This window comes from Nostoc sp., from assembly GCF_036917455.1.
Classification (GTDB): domain Bacteria; phylum Cyanobacteriota; class Cyanobacteriia; order Cyanobacteriales; family Nostocaceae; genus Nostoc.
Genome location: NZ_JBALDK010000200.1, coordinates 60379 through 75064, shown reverse-complemented (window position 1 = coordinate 75064; position 14686 = coordinate 60379). Strand labels below are relative to the sequence as shown.

Annotated in this window: 11 protein-coding genes; 6 read left to right on the top strand and 5 right to left on the bottom strand. The window is 41.1% G+C overall.

Annotation, left to right across the window (positions count from 1 at the left end):
• Positions 1–547 precede the first annotated feature (547 nt).
• Together V7K42_RS20925 and V7K42_RS20920 are read left to right on the top strand one after the other, a co-directional pair.
• On the top strand, positions 548–2023 hold the full coding sequence (locus tag V7K42_RS20925) for a sensor histidine kinase (protein ID WP_334919267.1): 1476 nt from the start codon (positions 548–550) through the stop codon (positions 2021–2023).
• 321 nt (positions 2024–2344) lie between these two features.
• Positions 2345–3145, top strand: coding sequence for a hypothetical protein (locus tag V7K42_RS20920; protein WP_334919266.1), 801 nt, complete (start codon positions 2345–2347; stop codon positions 3143–3145).
• Positions 3146–3185: 40 nt separating this feature from the next.
• On the opposite strand, the gene V7K42_RS20915 is transcribed toward V7K42_RS20920, so the two are convergent.
• Positions 3186–4259 carry a tetratricopeptide repeat protein gene (locus V7K42_RS20915; protein ID WP_334919265.1) on the bottom strand — a complete coding sequence of 358 codons (1074 nt, stop codon included), beginning with the start codon at positions 4257–4259 and terminating at the stop codon, positions 3186–3188.
• Between the two features lie 98 nt (positions 4260–4357).
• Positions 4358–4987, bottom strand: a complete 630-nt coding sequence (locus V7K42_RS20910) for a sigma-70 family RNA polymerase sigma factor (RefSeq protein WP_334919264.1) — start codon at positions 4985–4987, stop codon at positions 4358–4360.
• A gap of 197 nt (positions 4988–5184) precedes the next feature.
• On the opposite strand from V7K42_RS20910, the gene V7K42_RS20905 reads away from it, so the two are divergent.
• Positions 5185–5781: a glyoxalase-like domain protein gene (locus tag V7K42_RS20905; RefSeq protein ID WP_094343682.1), complete on the top strand. Its 597-nt coding sequence runs from the start codon at positions 5185–5187 to the stop codon at positions 5779–5781.
• A gap of 90 nt (positions 5782–5871) precedes the next feature.
• Here the strand turns inward: V7K42_RS20905 and V7K42_RS20900 are convergent, their stop codons facing one another.
• A complete protein-coding gene (locus tag V7K42_RS20900; RefSeq protein WP_094329402.1) occupies positions 5872–6357 on the bottom strand; it encodes a CRR6 family NdhI maturation factor in 486 nt (161 codons plus the stop codon).
• A 634-nt stretch (positions 6358–6991) separates the two neighbouring features.
• On the opposite strand from V7K42_RS20900, the gene V7K42_RS20895 reads away from it, so the two are divergent.
• Positions 6992–7438, top strand: coding sequence for a Fur family transcriptional regulator (locus V7K42_RS20895; RefSeq protein WP_334919263.1), 447 nt, complete (start codon positions 6992–6994; stop codon positions 7436–7438).
• 53 nt (positions 7439–7491) lie between these two features.
• Here the strand turns inward: V7K42_RS20895 and V7K42_RS20890 are convergent, their stop codons facing one another.
• Positions 7492–10488 carry a pentapeptide repeat-containing protein gene (locus tag V7K42_RS20890; RefSeq protein WP_334919262.1) on the bottom strand — a complete coding sequence of 999 codons (2997 nt, stop codon included), beginning with the start codon at positions 10486–10488 and terminating at the stop codon, positions 7492–7494.
• A gap of 146 nt (positions 10489–10634) precedes the next feature.
• Between V7K42_RS20890 and V7K42_RS20885 the strand changes: the two genes are divergently transcribed.
• Both V7K42_RS20885 and V7K42_RS20880 read left to right on the top strand, forming a co-directional pair.
• A complete protein-coding gene (locus tag V7K42_RS20885) occupies positions 10635–12410 on the top strand; it encodes a DUF3685 domain-containing protein (protein ID WP_334919261.1) in 1776 nt (591 codons plus the stop codon).
• A gap of 36 nt (positions 12411–12446) precedes the next feature.
• On the top strand, positions 12447–13157 hold the full coding sequence (locus V7K42_RS20880) for a diacylglycerol/polyprenol kinase family protein (RefSeq protein WP_334919260.1): 711 nt from the start codon (positions 12447–12449) through the stop codon (positions 13155–13157).
• A 15-nt stretch (positions 13158–13172) separates the two neighbouring features.
• On the opposite strand, the gene V7K42_RS20875 is transcribed toward V7K42_RS20880, so the two are convergent.
• The gene (locus V7K42_RS20875) at positions 13173–14627 is read right to left on the bottom strand and encodes a dihydrolipoyl dehydrogenase family protein (protein WP_334919259.1); all 1455 of its coding nucleotides are present in this window, start codon (positions 14625–14627) and stop codon (positions 13173–13175) included.
• Between the last annotated feature and the right edge of the window lie 59 nt (positions 14628–14686).

Here is a 14686-nt window from a genome sequence, read left to right as displayed (position 1 = left end):
TTCTGACAATTTGATGATTCGAGATTTTACAGATTTCCACAATAGAAATATACTGTTTGGTAGAGTGGATTCAAGAATAAAAAGCATAATCAATTCAAAATAGCGATCGCCAACTACTATTTTCACTGCAAAAAGAAACTGTTAAGGCTCAAAAACTATTCATTAGTTTCTTTAAAAAATGATTTTTTATTGCTTCCTTTAGACAAAATAAAAAATTATTTTCGTTAAAACCATATAAGCAGATAAGCTTGAAATAAGTATTTTTGGTATTGATTGTAAGTATGTATAGACTTTGTATTGCAACCTCTCTATAAAAGATTTCGAGCTTAACTTAAAGGAATTGCGATATAGATAGCCAAAGAAAATCGATTTTTATCTGGATTGTAAAGAATTAAATAGGATTAAGCAGATTTACTGCAACAAGAGTGTAATTCTTGAGCAAAAATTAAACCTCAGCAAAACCACGAGAGCTAAAAAAGTGAGCTGCTTTTTAGCCGTATAAACACGTAATGTAAAGATATTCAATCAAAAAAGCGGGTGAAAAAATATGTTTCAGGCTACTCGCCGCCGTCTTGCAATTTGGTACACTGCTGTCACTGCGGTATTACTATTAATATTTGCTAGTGGTGTTTATTTATATGTCCGCAGTACATTAATTGAGCGAATTGATGATACCCTCAACCATGTAGTAGAAATAGTGGAGCGTTGTCTCACAACAAGTCGTTGTGCATCTACACTCATATTTGAGCCAATTAATGCTGATGTAGATAAATTTCGCATTAATTTAGAAGCCAGTTTTCGTGAAAATGTTGATACCGTAGAAGATGACCACATCGACCTAGAATGGTTTAGTCCGTCTGGTGAATTACTGTGGTCAACACTATCCGAACCGCTAAATATTCCTATTCGTGCCAACCGCACTGGTGAAACTGTGCGCGTAGTTAAGGAAGAGAGTGAAAATTCCAAATTTCTAACTCCTCATTCTTCTCTCCTGACTCAAAATTCACCACTCTTATTACGACAAATCACCCAACGCGTAGAAGTGGGGCGGCAGGTAGTAGGATATCTGCGTGTTAGTCATCCCTGGTTTGAAGTCACTAAACCCAGTCGTGAGTTAATTTTTGATTTGGCGCTAGGTATTGGGTTAATGGTGGTTTCCGTAGGTGCAAGTGGCTGGTTTCTTTCGGGTAAAGCAATGGAACCGGTAGGTGAATCTTATCAACGTCTCAAACAATTCACTGCTGATGCTTCTCACGAACTTAGAAGTCCCATTACTTTGATTCAAACAAATGTGCAAGTCGCCCTTGCTGACTTGGATTTAGCAGAGGTAGAAGCGACTACTTCTATGCAGTATCGGCAACAATTAAAGGTGGTGGAACGGTTAACGCAGCGTTTGGGTAAGTTAGTCAATGACTTACTATTCTTAGCACGACAGGATAGTGGGATTAGCAAAGATATCTTTTCACCCTGTCCTCTGGATGCTTTGCTGATGGAGGTAGTTGAAGAACAACAATTGTTAGTCCCCGAAAAAGAAATCACTCTTTCTCTAGACTTAATCGATCCTCCTGCTTCCGAAACTAGCCCTAAATTACTGGAAAATTGGTTTACCCTTGTGGGCAATTGGGATCAACTGGTGCGGCTGTTCACAAATTTAATCGCTAATGCCTTATATTACACTCCAGTCGGTGGATGGGTCAAAGTGGAATTGGTGCGGATAGAAGGAATAAATCGCGTTTCTGGACTGCGTTATGGCAGTGCCCAGTTGCAAGTTAAAGTCAGTGATAGCGGAGTTGGAATCCCCACAGAAGCCCTACCACGCTTGTTTGACCGCTTTTATCGGGTAGATCCGGCACGGACTCATACAACTGGGAATACAGCTACAACTAATGCTACCAGTTCAGGATTAGGATTAGCGATCGCTCAAGCTATTGTCGAACATCATCAGGGTCATATTCAAGTTGAAAGTACCCAAGGCATTGGCACCACGTTTACTGTCACTTTACCAATAACTCTTGAGTCTTAATTTGGCAATAAGTTTTTGTTTCTGGTGATATATGTAAAAAAGCAAATAAATTTTATCCTTTCTGAATTATTTTAAATTCAACAACTCGTTAGAATTTTTACTTGTTTTTACGATCGATCGCTAATAATTTAGCTTTCTCAGCCTTGTGGATGAGATAGTTATGTCTAATTTGAGAATATTATCTAGTCTCTAGTTAGATATGAGAAATGCCCGCTATTGATATTATCTTGGATGTACAGTGACAGATTAAATCTAATTAAATCTGCTGTTTTAAGTTTTTAAAAGAAGATTATTAGTTGGATATTTTTTCAGGAGTCAAGAATGAATATTGAGTCTCAAAAGTTTCGTAAGTCTGTTGAGCTACTTGGCGCTATTTGTGGGGGATTACTGATTAGTCTGCCAGCAATTCCTCACGCCTTAGCACAACAATCTACCCCAAACCTTAATCCTAGTCCTAGTATCTTTAGCGAACCACCCTATAACCGCTCCCAGGCTCCCGTACCACCAGGGTCAAGTGCTATGCCACCACGCCCAGTTCCTGGAGTTGAAGGGCAAATGTCTCCCGAACGACCAGGGTCAAGTGCTATGCCACCACGCCCAGTTCCTAGAGTTGAAGGGCAAATGTCTCCCGAACGACCAGGGTCAAGTGCTATGCCACCACGCCCAGTTCCTGGAGTTGAAGGGCAAATGTCTCCCGAACGACCAGGATCAAATGCTATGCCACCACGCCCAGTTCCTGGCGATCGAACTCAACAGCCCTCACCAAGAGCAGTTTCCAGTGACCAACTACAACCACGACAAACCCCCAGAGCAACGATCGCACTGACTAATGGTATGGTTAATATCAGGTTGGTAAATGACACTGCGGCTAATGTAACTTTCCAAGTGATTGGCGATACAGCACCACGATCGCTACAAGGTAAGTCAAATGTAATATTGCAAGGTCTAAAAGCACCAGTAACGGTGACATTTGAGCGAGAAGATCGCGGACAATTGCTAGTGACTCCACAAGCTTCTTCAGAGCCAGGAAGTTTGGAAGTTAGATTTAACGAAGCCACAAATGCCGCTCAGGGTAGAGGTGCTATGAGAATTGAACGGAACGGTTCAGTGTTCTTGAATTAATCAAATTAGTACGAAAGTAGGATAAATTTATGAATTTCCCCTACTTTCGTTGAAGCATTTGAGTTAACTGATCCTGCAATTGCACTTCTTGTTTGCTGTCTTCTAATGTCCGCGCCAGTATAATCGCCCTTTCGTAAAAATTGCAGGCAGTTAAGTAATTACCTTGTTGCTTGTATAACTGAGCGTAAGACTCAAAAGATTTTAATTCTTCTCGCAAACTTTGCAATTCTTTAGCGAGTGCTAAACGTTGCTCTAGTAAATCAAAGGCTCTTTCGTAGCGTCCGACAGCAGTGTGAGCTTTAACTAAACCGTCAATTGCTCGTAATTCATTAGTGCGATCGCGGTTAGTTTTCGCTGTTTGCATTGCTTCGCCATAGGTAGCAATGGTATCCTGATAATTTCCAGATGCTAGGTAAGCATCACCTAAATTATTCAGGGTATTTGCTTCACCGATGGCATCGCCAGTTTGACGGCGGAAAAGTAAAGCATTTTCATACAATTTAATCGCCTTGTTATAATCTCCCAACCTGGCAGTTACCAAACCCAAATTACTCAGAGATAGTCCTTCGCCTTCAATGTTTTTGACACCATGAGCAATTGCGAGTGCATCTTCGACTATTTTTCCAGCAGCAGCAAATTCTCCTTGTTGCAGCAGAAATGTGCCGATATTATTTAGCACAAAAATCTGAGCTTGGAAGTCTTTAGTATCACGAGCGATCGCTAATCCTCGTCGTAAAGCATCTTCTGCCTCTTTTAAACTACCAAGCTGAATATAAGCCTTGGCAAGCAAATTGTAAGTCAAACCTTGTGCTTTCAGGTCGCCAATTGAGTGATATAGTTCTAGTGCTTGCAAGCAAGACGTAATTGTTTTATCGGCATACCCTGAAGCATATTGTTGTTTGCCGATATTCAGTAAGCTGTCTGCTTCATCTCTGGATTGTCGCCCAACGGAACTATTTAAAGGACGGTGGAGCTGTTGTGTAATATCAGCCGCACCCGCAGCTATGGGACTCAGCAAAAAAGCAAACAGTAAAAAGCTGTATAAAAGTACCTGGGGACGAGAAATCACACCTACGCAAACTAATTGCCTGGGAAATGCAAGCCGTTGTTTCATAAAAATTACCCTTAAAGTTGCGGGTTTAAGTAGAATGTCTAAGAAGAAGTTTTAAGTTTTTAAATTGAAGACAAAGAATATACGCATTTACACTTAAGTTATAATTGAGTAAAATCTTCCCCAAAGTATATGGCGCGGATATCTGTGGGTAATTTGTCCTCTAGCATACGATAGCCTTCCTGGAGAGAATTGGCTACTTCGTTGGGAGCGATCGCTTCTCCTTCGGCTTGCAGATAGGCAGCGATTCTCGTTTCACTCCAATGGAAAGTTTGAGCCATTAACACGATTAATCGTAAAACACCTGGTAGTTGGTCTAATGCTTGTTGTACATAGCACCATAACGGCGGCGAAGTCGCTTGTAGAGAATAATGAATTGCTTCTGTGGGTGGTAGCTTAATCTCGTTAATACAGAAAGCTGTCATATTAATTAACCAATTTTGCATGGTTAAAGCTGGCTCTCCTGATTCAGGGGTGGTTAAATTTAGTCCACCGAGTTCGTAATAGATATGCCGCCAGGTGAGAGCAAACAGATAATCTGCCTGCACAGGCGATCGCGCCGAATGCCGAATTAAGGTATACACTATGGGGCTATAGCGGCAAAAAATCACCGTAAAATACTTGCCAGCATCTGGATGGCGCTGAAACAGAGTCAGTAATTCATGGTCAGTGTGATGAAATAGCGACTTTACCAGAGGATGATTAGCTTCAGGAAAATGAGGAATTTGCACAATTCTTTGAGTTGATAGTTGTTAAAATAGTTATGGGAATTGCACTCCCGTAGTTAATCGCATAATATCTTGGTGTTGCCCAGTTTGTAGCCCAGACTCAGACTACTTGAGTTATTGATAAACTAGAAACAAGGACTTAATTTTAGTCTTAATCCACAATAATAAAATCGATTCCCCTATAGAATCCTTATTTGTTCATGGTTATAGCAGTTAGTGTGATGTCGTTCCTGCTCAGTCCCCTTACCTTTGGTTCCTTTCTCCCTTCCCTGCCCTTAGATAGCCTGTTTTCTACCCAAGGCATTATGGTAATGCTGCTAGCAGCTTACGCTGGTGCAATGTGGATGTTCCTCACCAGTGCCCCAAAAGTACACACTGTAATGGTGTCAGATTTGGAGATTGCCCGACAGTTGTATGAAGGGCTGCTAGATTTGCCAGCAGCTGAGGTGCCTTTGCACTATTACTACAACTACGAACAAACTATAGGCGCAACTGGGATCGATCCGCTATACATGTCTACTGGGCCAAGTTTGTCAAGCAAAATGATGAGTAATGCCACTGAAGGGTTGTGGTATCAATTGAAGAAAAACACCCAGTTACACGTTATTACTGGCGCGAGTTTAGGTAGCAAGAATCAACAACGCCACGTTTGTTTTGACCACGACTGTCTGGAAATGATTTTAATGCGAGTCGAAACGCGCGGTTTGAAATTCAAGATTCGTAACCAAAAGCCCCTAAACTTTTTGGTCAAAGACTATGAAGGGCGAGTGATTGAGGTAGCTGAGGTAGCGAATTAGTCATTAAATTTTAGATGATTTTATATTGTGTGGTGCGTAACTTGCCATCGTAGGCATCGCGCCACACAATATTTTTTTAAGTAGCTAGTGTTAAAATATCTCAAAAAAAGCATCATCTAATTCATAACCCAGCATTTGGGCCATGGACTTCAGCCTGGAGAGGCTGGGGATATCTTGCTGTTTGAGCCAATCACCTAAAATAAAGATTTTGTGCATCAAAAATATTTCTAAGGCTTCAGGATTGTACTGGATGCCATCTTGAGAACTGAACTGATGTGGTACTAGCATGGCGGCATAACGAGCAAATTCTCCAGCTTTCCAATCTAGTAAAAATGCTAACCAGGGGTATTTGGCATCTAGGCGCACAAACCACAGCCGCACCTCTGGAATTTCTGAGAGTTCCCGTGGATCGCCAGGTTCGAGATCGTAATTGATGTCAAAGCGTAGCTGTTGTTCGTGGGATGCAACCCCATCTTGCAGCCATTGTTCAATCACCGGTGAGGCAGGCGATAGATCGAGATTGTTAATGAAGTCATTATTGAGTGCGATCGCAATTGTCTTTGACTCAGCAGCCACTTTCTTTTTACTCAACTGTAGGATCGAGAATCTACAGTAGCAGCTTTCAGGGATTGACGCTACATTGACCTTGAGAAATTAATTGGTATTTACCAATACTTTTTTGCTGATAATTTGGTCAACCTATCCAAGCTTTTGAAACAAATCTGACCTTCCCAAATTTATTTGATACTTTTACTTAGTTTTTGCTGGTTATCATAAATATGTATATAGCTAGCGATGCCTGCGGCGGGCTACGCCTACGCCACTCACGGACATCAAATTTTTAATTCAGTTAAATGTTACTTTCGTAATTGCGATAAATACTCACATTTAACTAAGCAATTACTACACAATTTACATAGTATACCATTAGCATTAGCCGACCTGGGAAAGTCAATACCTGCCCCAAGGTGGACATTTACAGCAATTTTAAGTTAAAGTTGTAATGAGTTTGTTTTAGATTAAGGTCTGACAAAGTAGCCATCAACAAGCAAAAAATAGAGCATTATTTATCGCCACCTGTTACTTCCCCAGCATCACAAGCCAAAACAGAAGTACAGGCAGAACAATGGTGTGCAATATTATTGCATATATTAAATAAACAATAAAAATTGAAATGGGAAAATTCCCTTAACAGTTAACAAGCTGTAATATGCAAAAACAAACAATTTCTACAAAACCAATTCGTTCTCTAGAAGATGCGCTAGATAGGTGTCAAATCCTGGGTATGCGCGTCAGTCGTCAGCGTCGCTTTATTCTGGAATTACTTTGGCAAGCAAATGAACATCTTTCTGCTAGAGAGATTTACGATCGCTTGAACCAAGAAGGTAAAGAGATCGGCCATACCTCTGTTTATCAAAATCTAGAAGCATTATCCAGTCAAAGCATTATTGAATGTATTGAACGCTGTGATGGACGTTTGTACGGCAATATCAGTGACTCTCACAGTCATATAAACTGTGTGGATACAAATCAAATTCTTGATGTTCATGTGGAACTTCCAGAAGATTTGCTCCGCAAAATTGAAGAAGAAACAGGAGTGCGGATTACTGAATACAGTATTAACTTTTTTGGCTACCGTAACCCGCAAGAAGGCTAGGGAATAGGGACTGGTAACTGGGGGAGCAGGGGTAAATAAGCAATGCCTAATTACTAATATGTACTACTATCATCAATGGAGTCATTGCCAAAAACTGTTTCATCTTCGACATCTTCATCATATAAACCTACTGGTAAAATTGTCCCTTCGGAGCTTTCGATTACTCCGATCGCAGGGAGTTTGGGCCAATTCTTATCTATGTTTGGTGTAATTTTGACGGTGTTTAAGAAGGGTTGGTGCGAACGCAAATCTTTCAGTCTTTGAAACGACTCTTTGGAGAACAAAGCACCATTATCAGCAGCTAATTTTTTGTCAGCCTCAGTAAGGATGGCATCAAATAAACAGGCGTTAGTGAGATTCGCTAAATTAAGATTTGTCCCCATCAGGTTTGTTTGTTGGAGATTTGCGCCTGTAAGGTTAGCTTGGTGGAGGTTTGCGCCTGTAAGGTTAGCTTGTTGCAAATTGGCTCCAGCTAGATTTGTCCCAATTAACTCCGCATTGGATAAGTTTGTCTGCTCAAGATTTACCCCAGTTAACATCACTTGCGACAAAGAGGCTCCCGATAAATTGAGTCCAGCTAGAGACTTGATTCGAGTTGCAAAGGCACTTTTGTGCAAAACGGTTGTCCTCGCAATTAGCAGACTCAAAGCCTCTGGATTGAATTCTGTTAAATCGAGTGGATTTCCACAAGGACAAAAAGGGATTTTTGTTTCTCGATAGCAAGCACAAAGCAATAAAAACACATTTAATCCTACCGCAGCATTCACCTGCTCAATATTTAGCGGGTTTTGCAGTGCGTGGAAATGAGTCAAAGCTTTGTGAACTATCCCTTCATCCAACCAACAGCCTTGACAGTAAGCACGCCAGAAAGACAAAAGCCGTTGGAACAAAACTTCAAAAGAAAACTTGTGCTTTTGCTCCCGACGCAAAATTGCGATCGCCAGTTCTTCAATTTCCTGGCTAAGGATGCCATAACCTAGTAAGTTGTAAATATGCTGGGCAACGCTACTGGGAGAATCCAGTACAAAAGTGAGCGAGCCATAAGCTTTATTTTGGCACTGAGTCAATAATTTCAACTCAGCACTCACAGCCTTAGCACAAAGAAATTCTCCCAGCTTAATATGCGAAAACTCAATTAAATTGGTTTTTTGTGCGCTTTTATCTGAGCTTTCTAAATTCTGAATCTTAAAATAAAACCCTGGTAGAGGATTAAATTCACCAGCCAAATTAATTTGATGGCGTTGAGAGTGGAGAATTTTCAAAGCGATCGCTTGCATTTGCTCAAGTAAATCTTGGGGATGACGATTAGCGAGTAAATTAGCGATCGCTTCTGGAGTTCGGTGGATATGAGCCGATCCTGAGCGCAGCAGCATCGTCTTGCTCTCACCAATTAGGGGATAGCCCAATAACCATCGACTCAGGCGATGGTAAATTTCCAACAGAGAAGACTTTGGGGTATTAGCAGCTAATTGCAACACTTCATCATCTAGCAGTCCATCTCGGTGCAAAATGCCCAATAAATGCAGCATCAGAGGTTGACGGACAAGGGGAGATAATTCTGTAAACCTTGATTGGCTGGCAAATAAGCCTGACTGTTTTAAGAATGTAAAGAAATTTTGAGCGATCGCCAACGATTGTACTTTTGCCCACTGCTGAAACCATTGTTTGAATTCGTCTACATCCAACGGTTGAATGATAATTCGCTTCAATGGTAGAGGTATCTCTGGGGCGATTTCCTGTAATGTTGTTGACCGACTCGTTAACACAATTTTGTGTCTATGCTGAGATTTAAAGTTCAGTAATTGCTGAAGAAAAATTGCTTTTGCTCTTATACCATGAGCAGAAGGGGGCAATTCATCCAAACCATCTAGCAGCAACAGACAAGGGGGATTTTGTTGCTCTAACCAAGTTAAAAGATTAACATCAAAAGCAGAATTGAGGGTTTCGATGAAAGTTTTGCCATAAGTTACATCCCTTAACCTAATTACTATAGGCATCCAAATAGGGTATAATTCATTTGCTATCTGTGCTGCCCAGAGTTGGCAAAAACTGGTTTTTCCATAACCAGGTTCCGACTCAATCATAGCGATCGTTTCTAAATCAGCTAGCTGTTGCTTTGCCCATGTCTTTAAATCAACCGGCTTAACAGGTTTTTTTTCCTGCTCAGAAATACTTTCCTCTATTGGTAAGCCTTTTTGTGGCACATATATATCCTTAAGAGAAAAGGATTCTATGAGCAACGGCATACTGAGGTTTTTAATCAAACTTGCACGGTAATGTTCTCGATGCAAATCAATTTTCTCACCGACTGTAGAACCAACTTCTGGAGCGATGGAACTGGGAGATAATGAAATCCCCAAACGGAAAAACTTTTGCAGTTGGGCTAAAGGGGCAGCATTTTCGGTAACGACTACCAGGATGTCACCAGGAAGTGAGTTGACCAAACGCTGTGTTAAGAGTTTAGCTTCATATTCCTCTGCACCATTGGCAACGAACCAAGCGATGACAGCATGATTTATTTGTTGTACTAGTAAAGAATCTGCAACCAGAGACAGTGCTTGTTCCGCTTGAGTGTCAGTTAATTTACCTGGCGTGAGAGTTTTCAGTAATCCTTGCAGTTGCGAATCTTGGAGGGTGAGTTTACCCGCATCCTCTTTAAGTATTTGGGCTTGGATTGGTATACTTGACCGATCTAGCCACGGTCTTTGCAGGCTTACTTCCTGCTTTAGAATTGTTTGCAAAGCTTGGAGATAGGCAATTTGAAACGCTAGCCATGTACCTTCGTTACGTTTTAACGGTTTCTTTTGGCTGAGACTACGCAACAGGTTTTCTGTCAACTGGGAAATGACACTGATTTCTTCCCAAACAATCCCTAAAGGCAGTTCTAAAACTTCTACCAAGGTACAGATATCAAAAGGCATGAGGCTTTTGACTTCCATATCCTGAACAATTCGATAGGCAATACCTGCCAATTGTCCTACTGAAATCCCTCTAATTTGATTGATTGCGATATAGCGTTCTGCCAACCAGTGCCGAATACTCAAGTTCATTTAATTACACAGTGACGGCTGTTTATGGCAATTATGATCGATTTATCAGTTTGCGAAAACAGGTAACAATGAGGGAGACAAAGTTTTGTTTGTATCAAAGCTGTTTTCTGATTAGTAAAAAACAGTGCTTGTGTAATTGATGGAATATGAGCGATCGCCATTTAAAATTATTGTTATTCGACCAAGACCCGATTTTTCGTCTGGGATTACGGGTAGCTCTGGAAGCAATTCCTAACCTGGAAGTAACAGGAGTAGTAGAAACTGACACCACTGCCTTGCAGATTTTAGCAGAAATTGCCCAAGAAGACCCTAAACAAGTAAATTTGCTGGTTTTAGAATTCGGTAATGGTCGCTCCACCACCAGCCAGCAGCTAGGTTTACAATTCTGTCGGCAACTCAAAGCCTTATATCCCAACCTGCCAATTTTGCTCCTAAGTTCTGTACAAGAACAAGGACTGCTATTAGCTGCCAAATCTATTGGTGTAAATGGCTACTGCGCCAAAGGTACACCACTTCCTGAGTTAGTAGCCGCTATGCAAGAAGTTGCAGATGGTGGTGACTATTGGTTTCGGGACACAGAAGCGAACGTAACTCCTAACTCCTCACTCCCTAGTACAGACGCGATTAATCGCGTCTCTCCCTACCCACTACTACCTTTTTCTAGACTGCGAAATAATTTACGTTTGTCAGGAATTACTTACATTGAGGCTACTCTAGCCGCAGTCACGGCACAATTACAAGTTCCTGGATTACCAGTACTAGATAGAGCAATTCTAGCTGGACGGAGGCGAGAACTCCTAGCGGCTCGTTGGTTGTTAAATCGGTTGTTAGTTTCATCCCAAGAAAGGCAAGAGAAACATATTGCGGTTGCTGATGAGCCGCCACTCACACCTTTATTGAGTAGTGCCATTGAGCAAAGGCAAACTGTTTCACCTTTACTTAGTCCAGGAACACTACAATCTGCCTTGTTTACATCTTGTGTTACTAAACTTCAATTTTCTTTAAGAAATGTCACAGATGTCCCTTTAGAAATTGACATCTTCCGTGAAGATAAAAAACGAGAATTGCTTTATCTTATTCTGCAAAAATTGACTGAGCAGTTGGATGAATTGCGTGCATCTCAAATCCAGTTAAATCAATTAAATGAGGTAAAAAGCACCTTAATAGGTAATTTATGGCAAGCCGCGATTACAGATTTTTTTGGGAAGTTTTCTCGGATAAAATTAGGAAATAACAATATAGAAATTGTTAATTTATTACTCCAAAATGCAGAAATTGTGCAAAGAGATATTCTTAATAAAATTCCGCTATTTTGCGAGTTATATTCTTATCTACTATTTCAAACGGAATTAAACATTGATAATACCTTCTATCCAGTAGTGAGTGCTGAAGCAAAATCCCAAACATTAATGATTTTAGAAAACTTATTAATTCAGGTAGCTAATGGAGTAGTTCAACCACTACTAAATTATTTAGCAGATGTAGAAGAGATTAAACAAAATTTTTATAGTCAGCAATTAATTTCTACAAGAGAAATTGAACGGTTCCGAAACAATTTATCATGGAAATATCGATTGAGCAATTATATAAACGAACCAAAAGCAGTTTTTGAAAGTCGCTATGAACTATTTGTCATTGCGCCTCGTGGCATTGCCAGTACTTCAGTTTATGCTCCTCGAAATCAGGAATTAGGAAAACTTTCTAATATTCCTTTGGTAGTGACATTGCTTCTAGAATTTAGTGATGCGATCGCACCACGCTTAAAATCACTATTATCTTTTTTAGGTAGCGGTATAGTCTTTATCCTCACCCAAATAATCGGTCGTGGTTTAGGTTTAATCGGTCGTGGTATCCTTCAAGGTATTGGTAGCGTTTCGTTACTAGAAAAGAACCTAAGACGAAATAGCGATCGCACTAAGTGAATAAGCAAGGGAATAACTACTATTGATAATTAACCAATGACAAACAATGATTTTATCGGGCTAGCAATTTCTTATATTTACGCAACTAGTCTGCTTGTGATTGGTGAGGGACTGCGTAGGCTGTTTGACGTAAAGCCGGATTTGACCCGTAAGGCGATTCATATTGGTGCAGGGATGTGGGTTTTCGGTGTCCTGCTGCTGTTTCACCACTGGGAAATCGGAATTATACCCTTTGCGACCTTTATCGGACTTAACTACCTGTTCTACCGCTACCGAATTATCGGCGCAATGGATACTGAGGAAAGCTCACCCGGTACAGTTTATTTTGCTATCTCAGTGACACTACTTTTCGGGCTACTATGGCGACCAGACGGGCCATTAGATAGTGCCCCAATCGCTGTAGCTGGGATAATGGCAATGACCTGGGGTGATGCATTGGCAGCATTAATCGGTAGACGGTTCGGACAGCATAAATACCAAGTGGGAAATTCTGTGCGTTCCTGGGAAGGTTCGGTAGCAATGTTTGTAGCAAGTTCAGTGACGATTTTCTTAGTGCTGTTGCTACTACCTGGTTCGTCGTTGAGTCCCTTAGCAAAAACTTTTAGTTTGGGATGGGTTTTGTTAACTACGGTAATTACTGCGACTTTCGCCACTCTAGCAGAGGCAGTCTCACCCCACGGCACAGATAACCTCAGCGTGCCTCTAGTCGCTGCGGGTGTAGTTTGGATTGTCATGCAAGGATTTTAACTCTTAACTCTCCCCTCACAAATTCCAATTGCGGCGGAAATGGAAGAAGCCTTCTAAAAATTCTTGCAATGCAATATTGCCATTTAACTTTTGCTTACTCCACTCTCTTGCAGCTTGTTCCAGAATTTCTGAAAAACTGGGATAGACAGGAGATAGATTTGCCAAATCTTTGACTTTAATTTTTTGGGACATTGCTAAGGCAATCAAATTAATCAATTCTCCAGCTTCTGCGTTCAATATCGAAGCTCCCAAAATTTCACCGTTACGTAGCACAATTAATTTACATATACCAGTGGTTTCGTCCTGAAGTTGGGCTGCTGCCACTGTTTTAAAATATTGACGTAAAACTAAAACTTCATCTCGACTAAATAGGCGTTTTGCTTGTGCCTCTGTCAAACCCACTTGCGCCACCATCGGCACAGAAAACACTGCCCAAGGAATGGAGCCATAATTTACTCGTAACCTGGGGAAAAAGAGTGCATTGTTCAGGGCAATTTTTGCTTCATAATTAGCGATATTGGCACAGTCGTAACCACCAATTACATCACCACAGGCGTAAATGCGGTCGTTAGTAGTTTGTAGTTTATCATTCACTACTAAACTCCGCCGATGCCATTTCACGCCTACTGTTGCCAAATTTAGGGATTCAATATTCGGCTGTTGTCCAGTCGCCACTAAAATTTCATCAGTTTCAATGGCTTTGTCTCCTGCTTGAATCCATTTTTTATTCTCAATCAGCTTCACCTGAGTCACTGTTTTATCGGTGAGGACGCGCACACCTTCGACTTCCAACTGCGCCTGAAGCAATATGGCTATTTCAGGGTCGATATTGGGTAGAAGATATGGATACTTGACCACCAGTGTCACACAACAACCAAATCGCGCTAAAGTTTGAGCGATTTCAATGCTTTGGGAAATCCCGCCGATAATGACCCAATTTTTGGGTAGTGTCGCTTCCTTTAGGGATTGCCAAATATTAGAAAGGGTTAGATAGCCAGTAGTTTGCAATCCTTCAATCTCTGGAATTTCTGGACGCGAACCACTAGCTAGCAAATAAGTACGGGCGCGTAGTTGGCGATTATTAACGGTAAAAGCAAGTTGGGGTGAAGATTGAAATTGACCGCTACCAACAATAATATCAACTCCCTGCGCGGCTAATATGGCGGGAGAATGCTGTTCTTTGAGATTTGAGGTGACGCATTGAGCATATAGCATCGCTTCTTGCCATGCCATAAATATGTGGCATTCTTCTGAAATATCAGTATGTGTGGCATGAATACCAAAACTAGCGGCATCATTCAACTTCTGTGCCAGTTTCCCGATTTCGGTAAGAGCATGGTGATGAGTAAACCCGTAGTCTACTTTAGGCTCCACCAAGGCAACTGTAGCACGTAGTTGGGTGGCAGCAAGGGCAGCGTAGTATCCAGCAAGACTGCCACCAATAATTACAACATCATAGTCAATTGTCATTTCTCAATTGTCATTTGTCATGGCGGAGAATGGAGAATGAAAGTTACCTCATCTCCCCT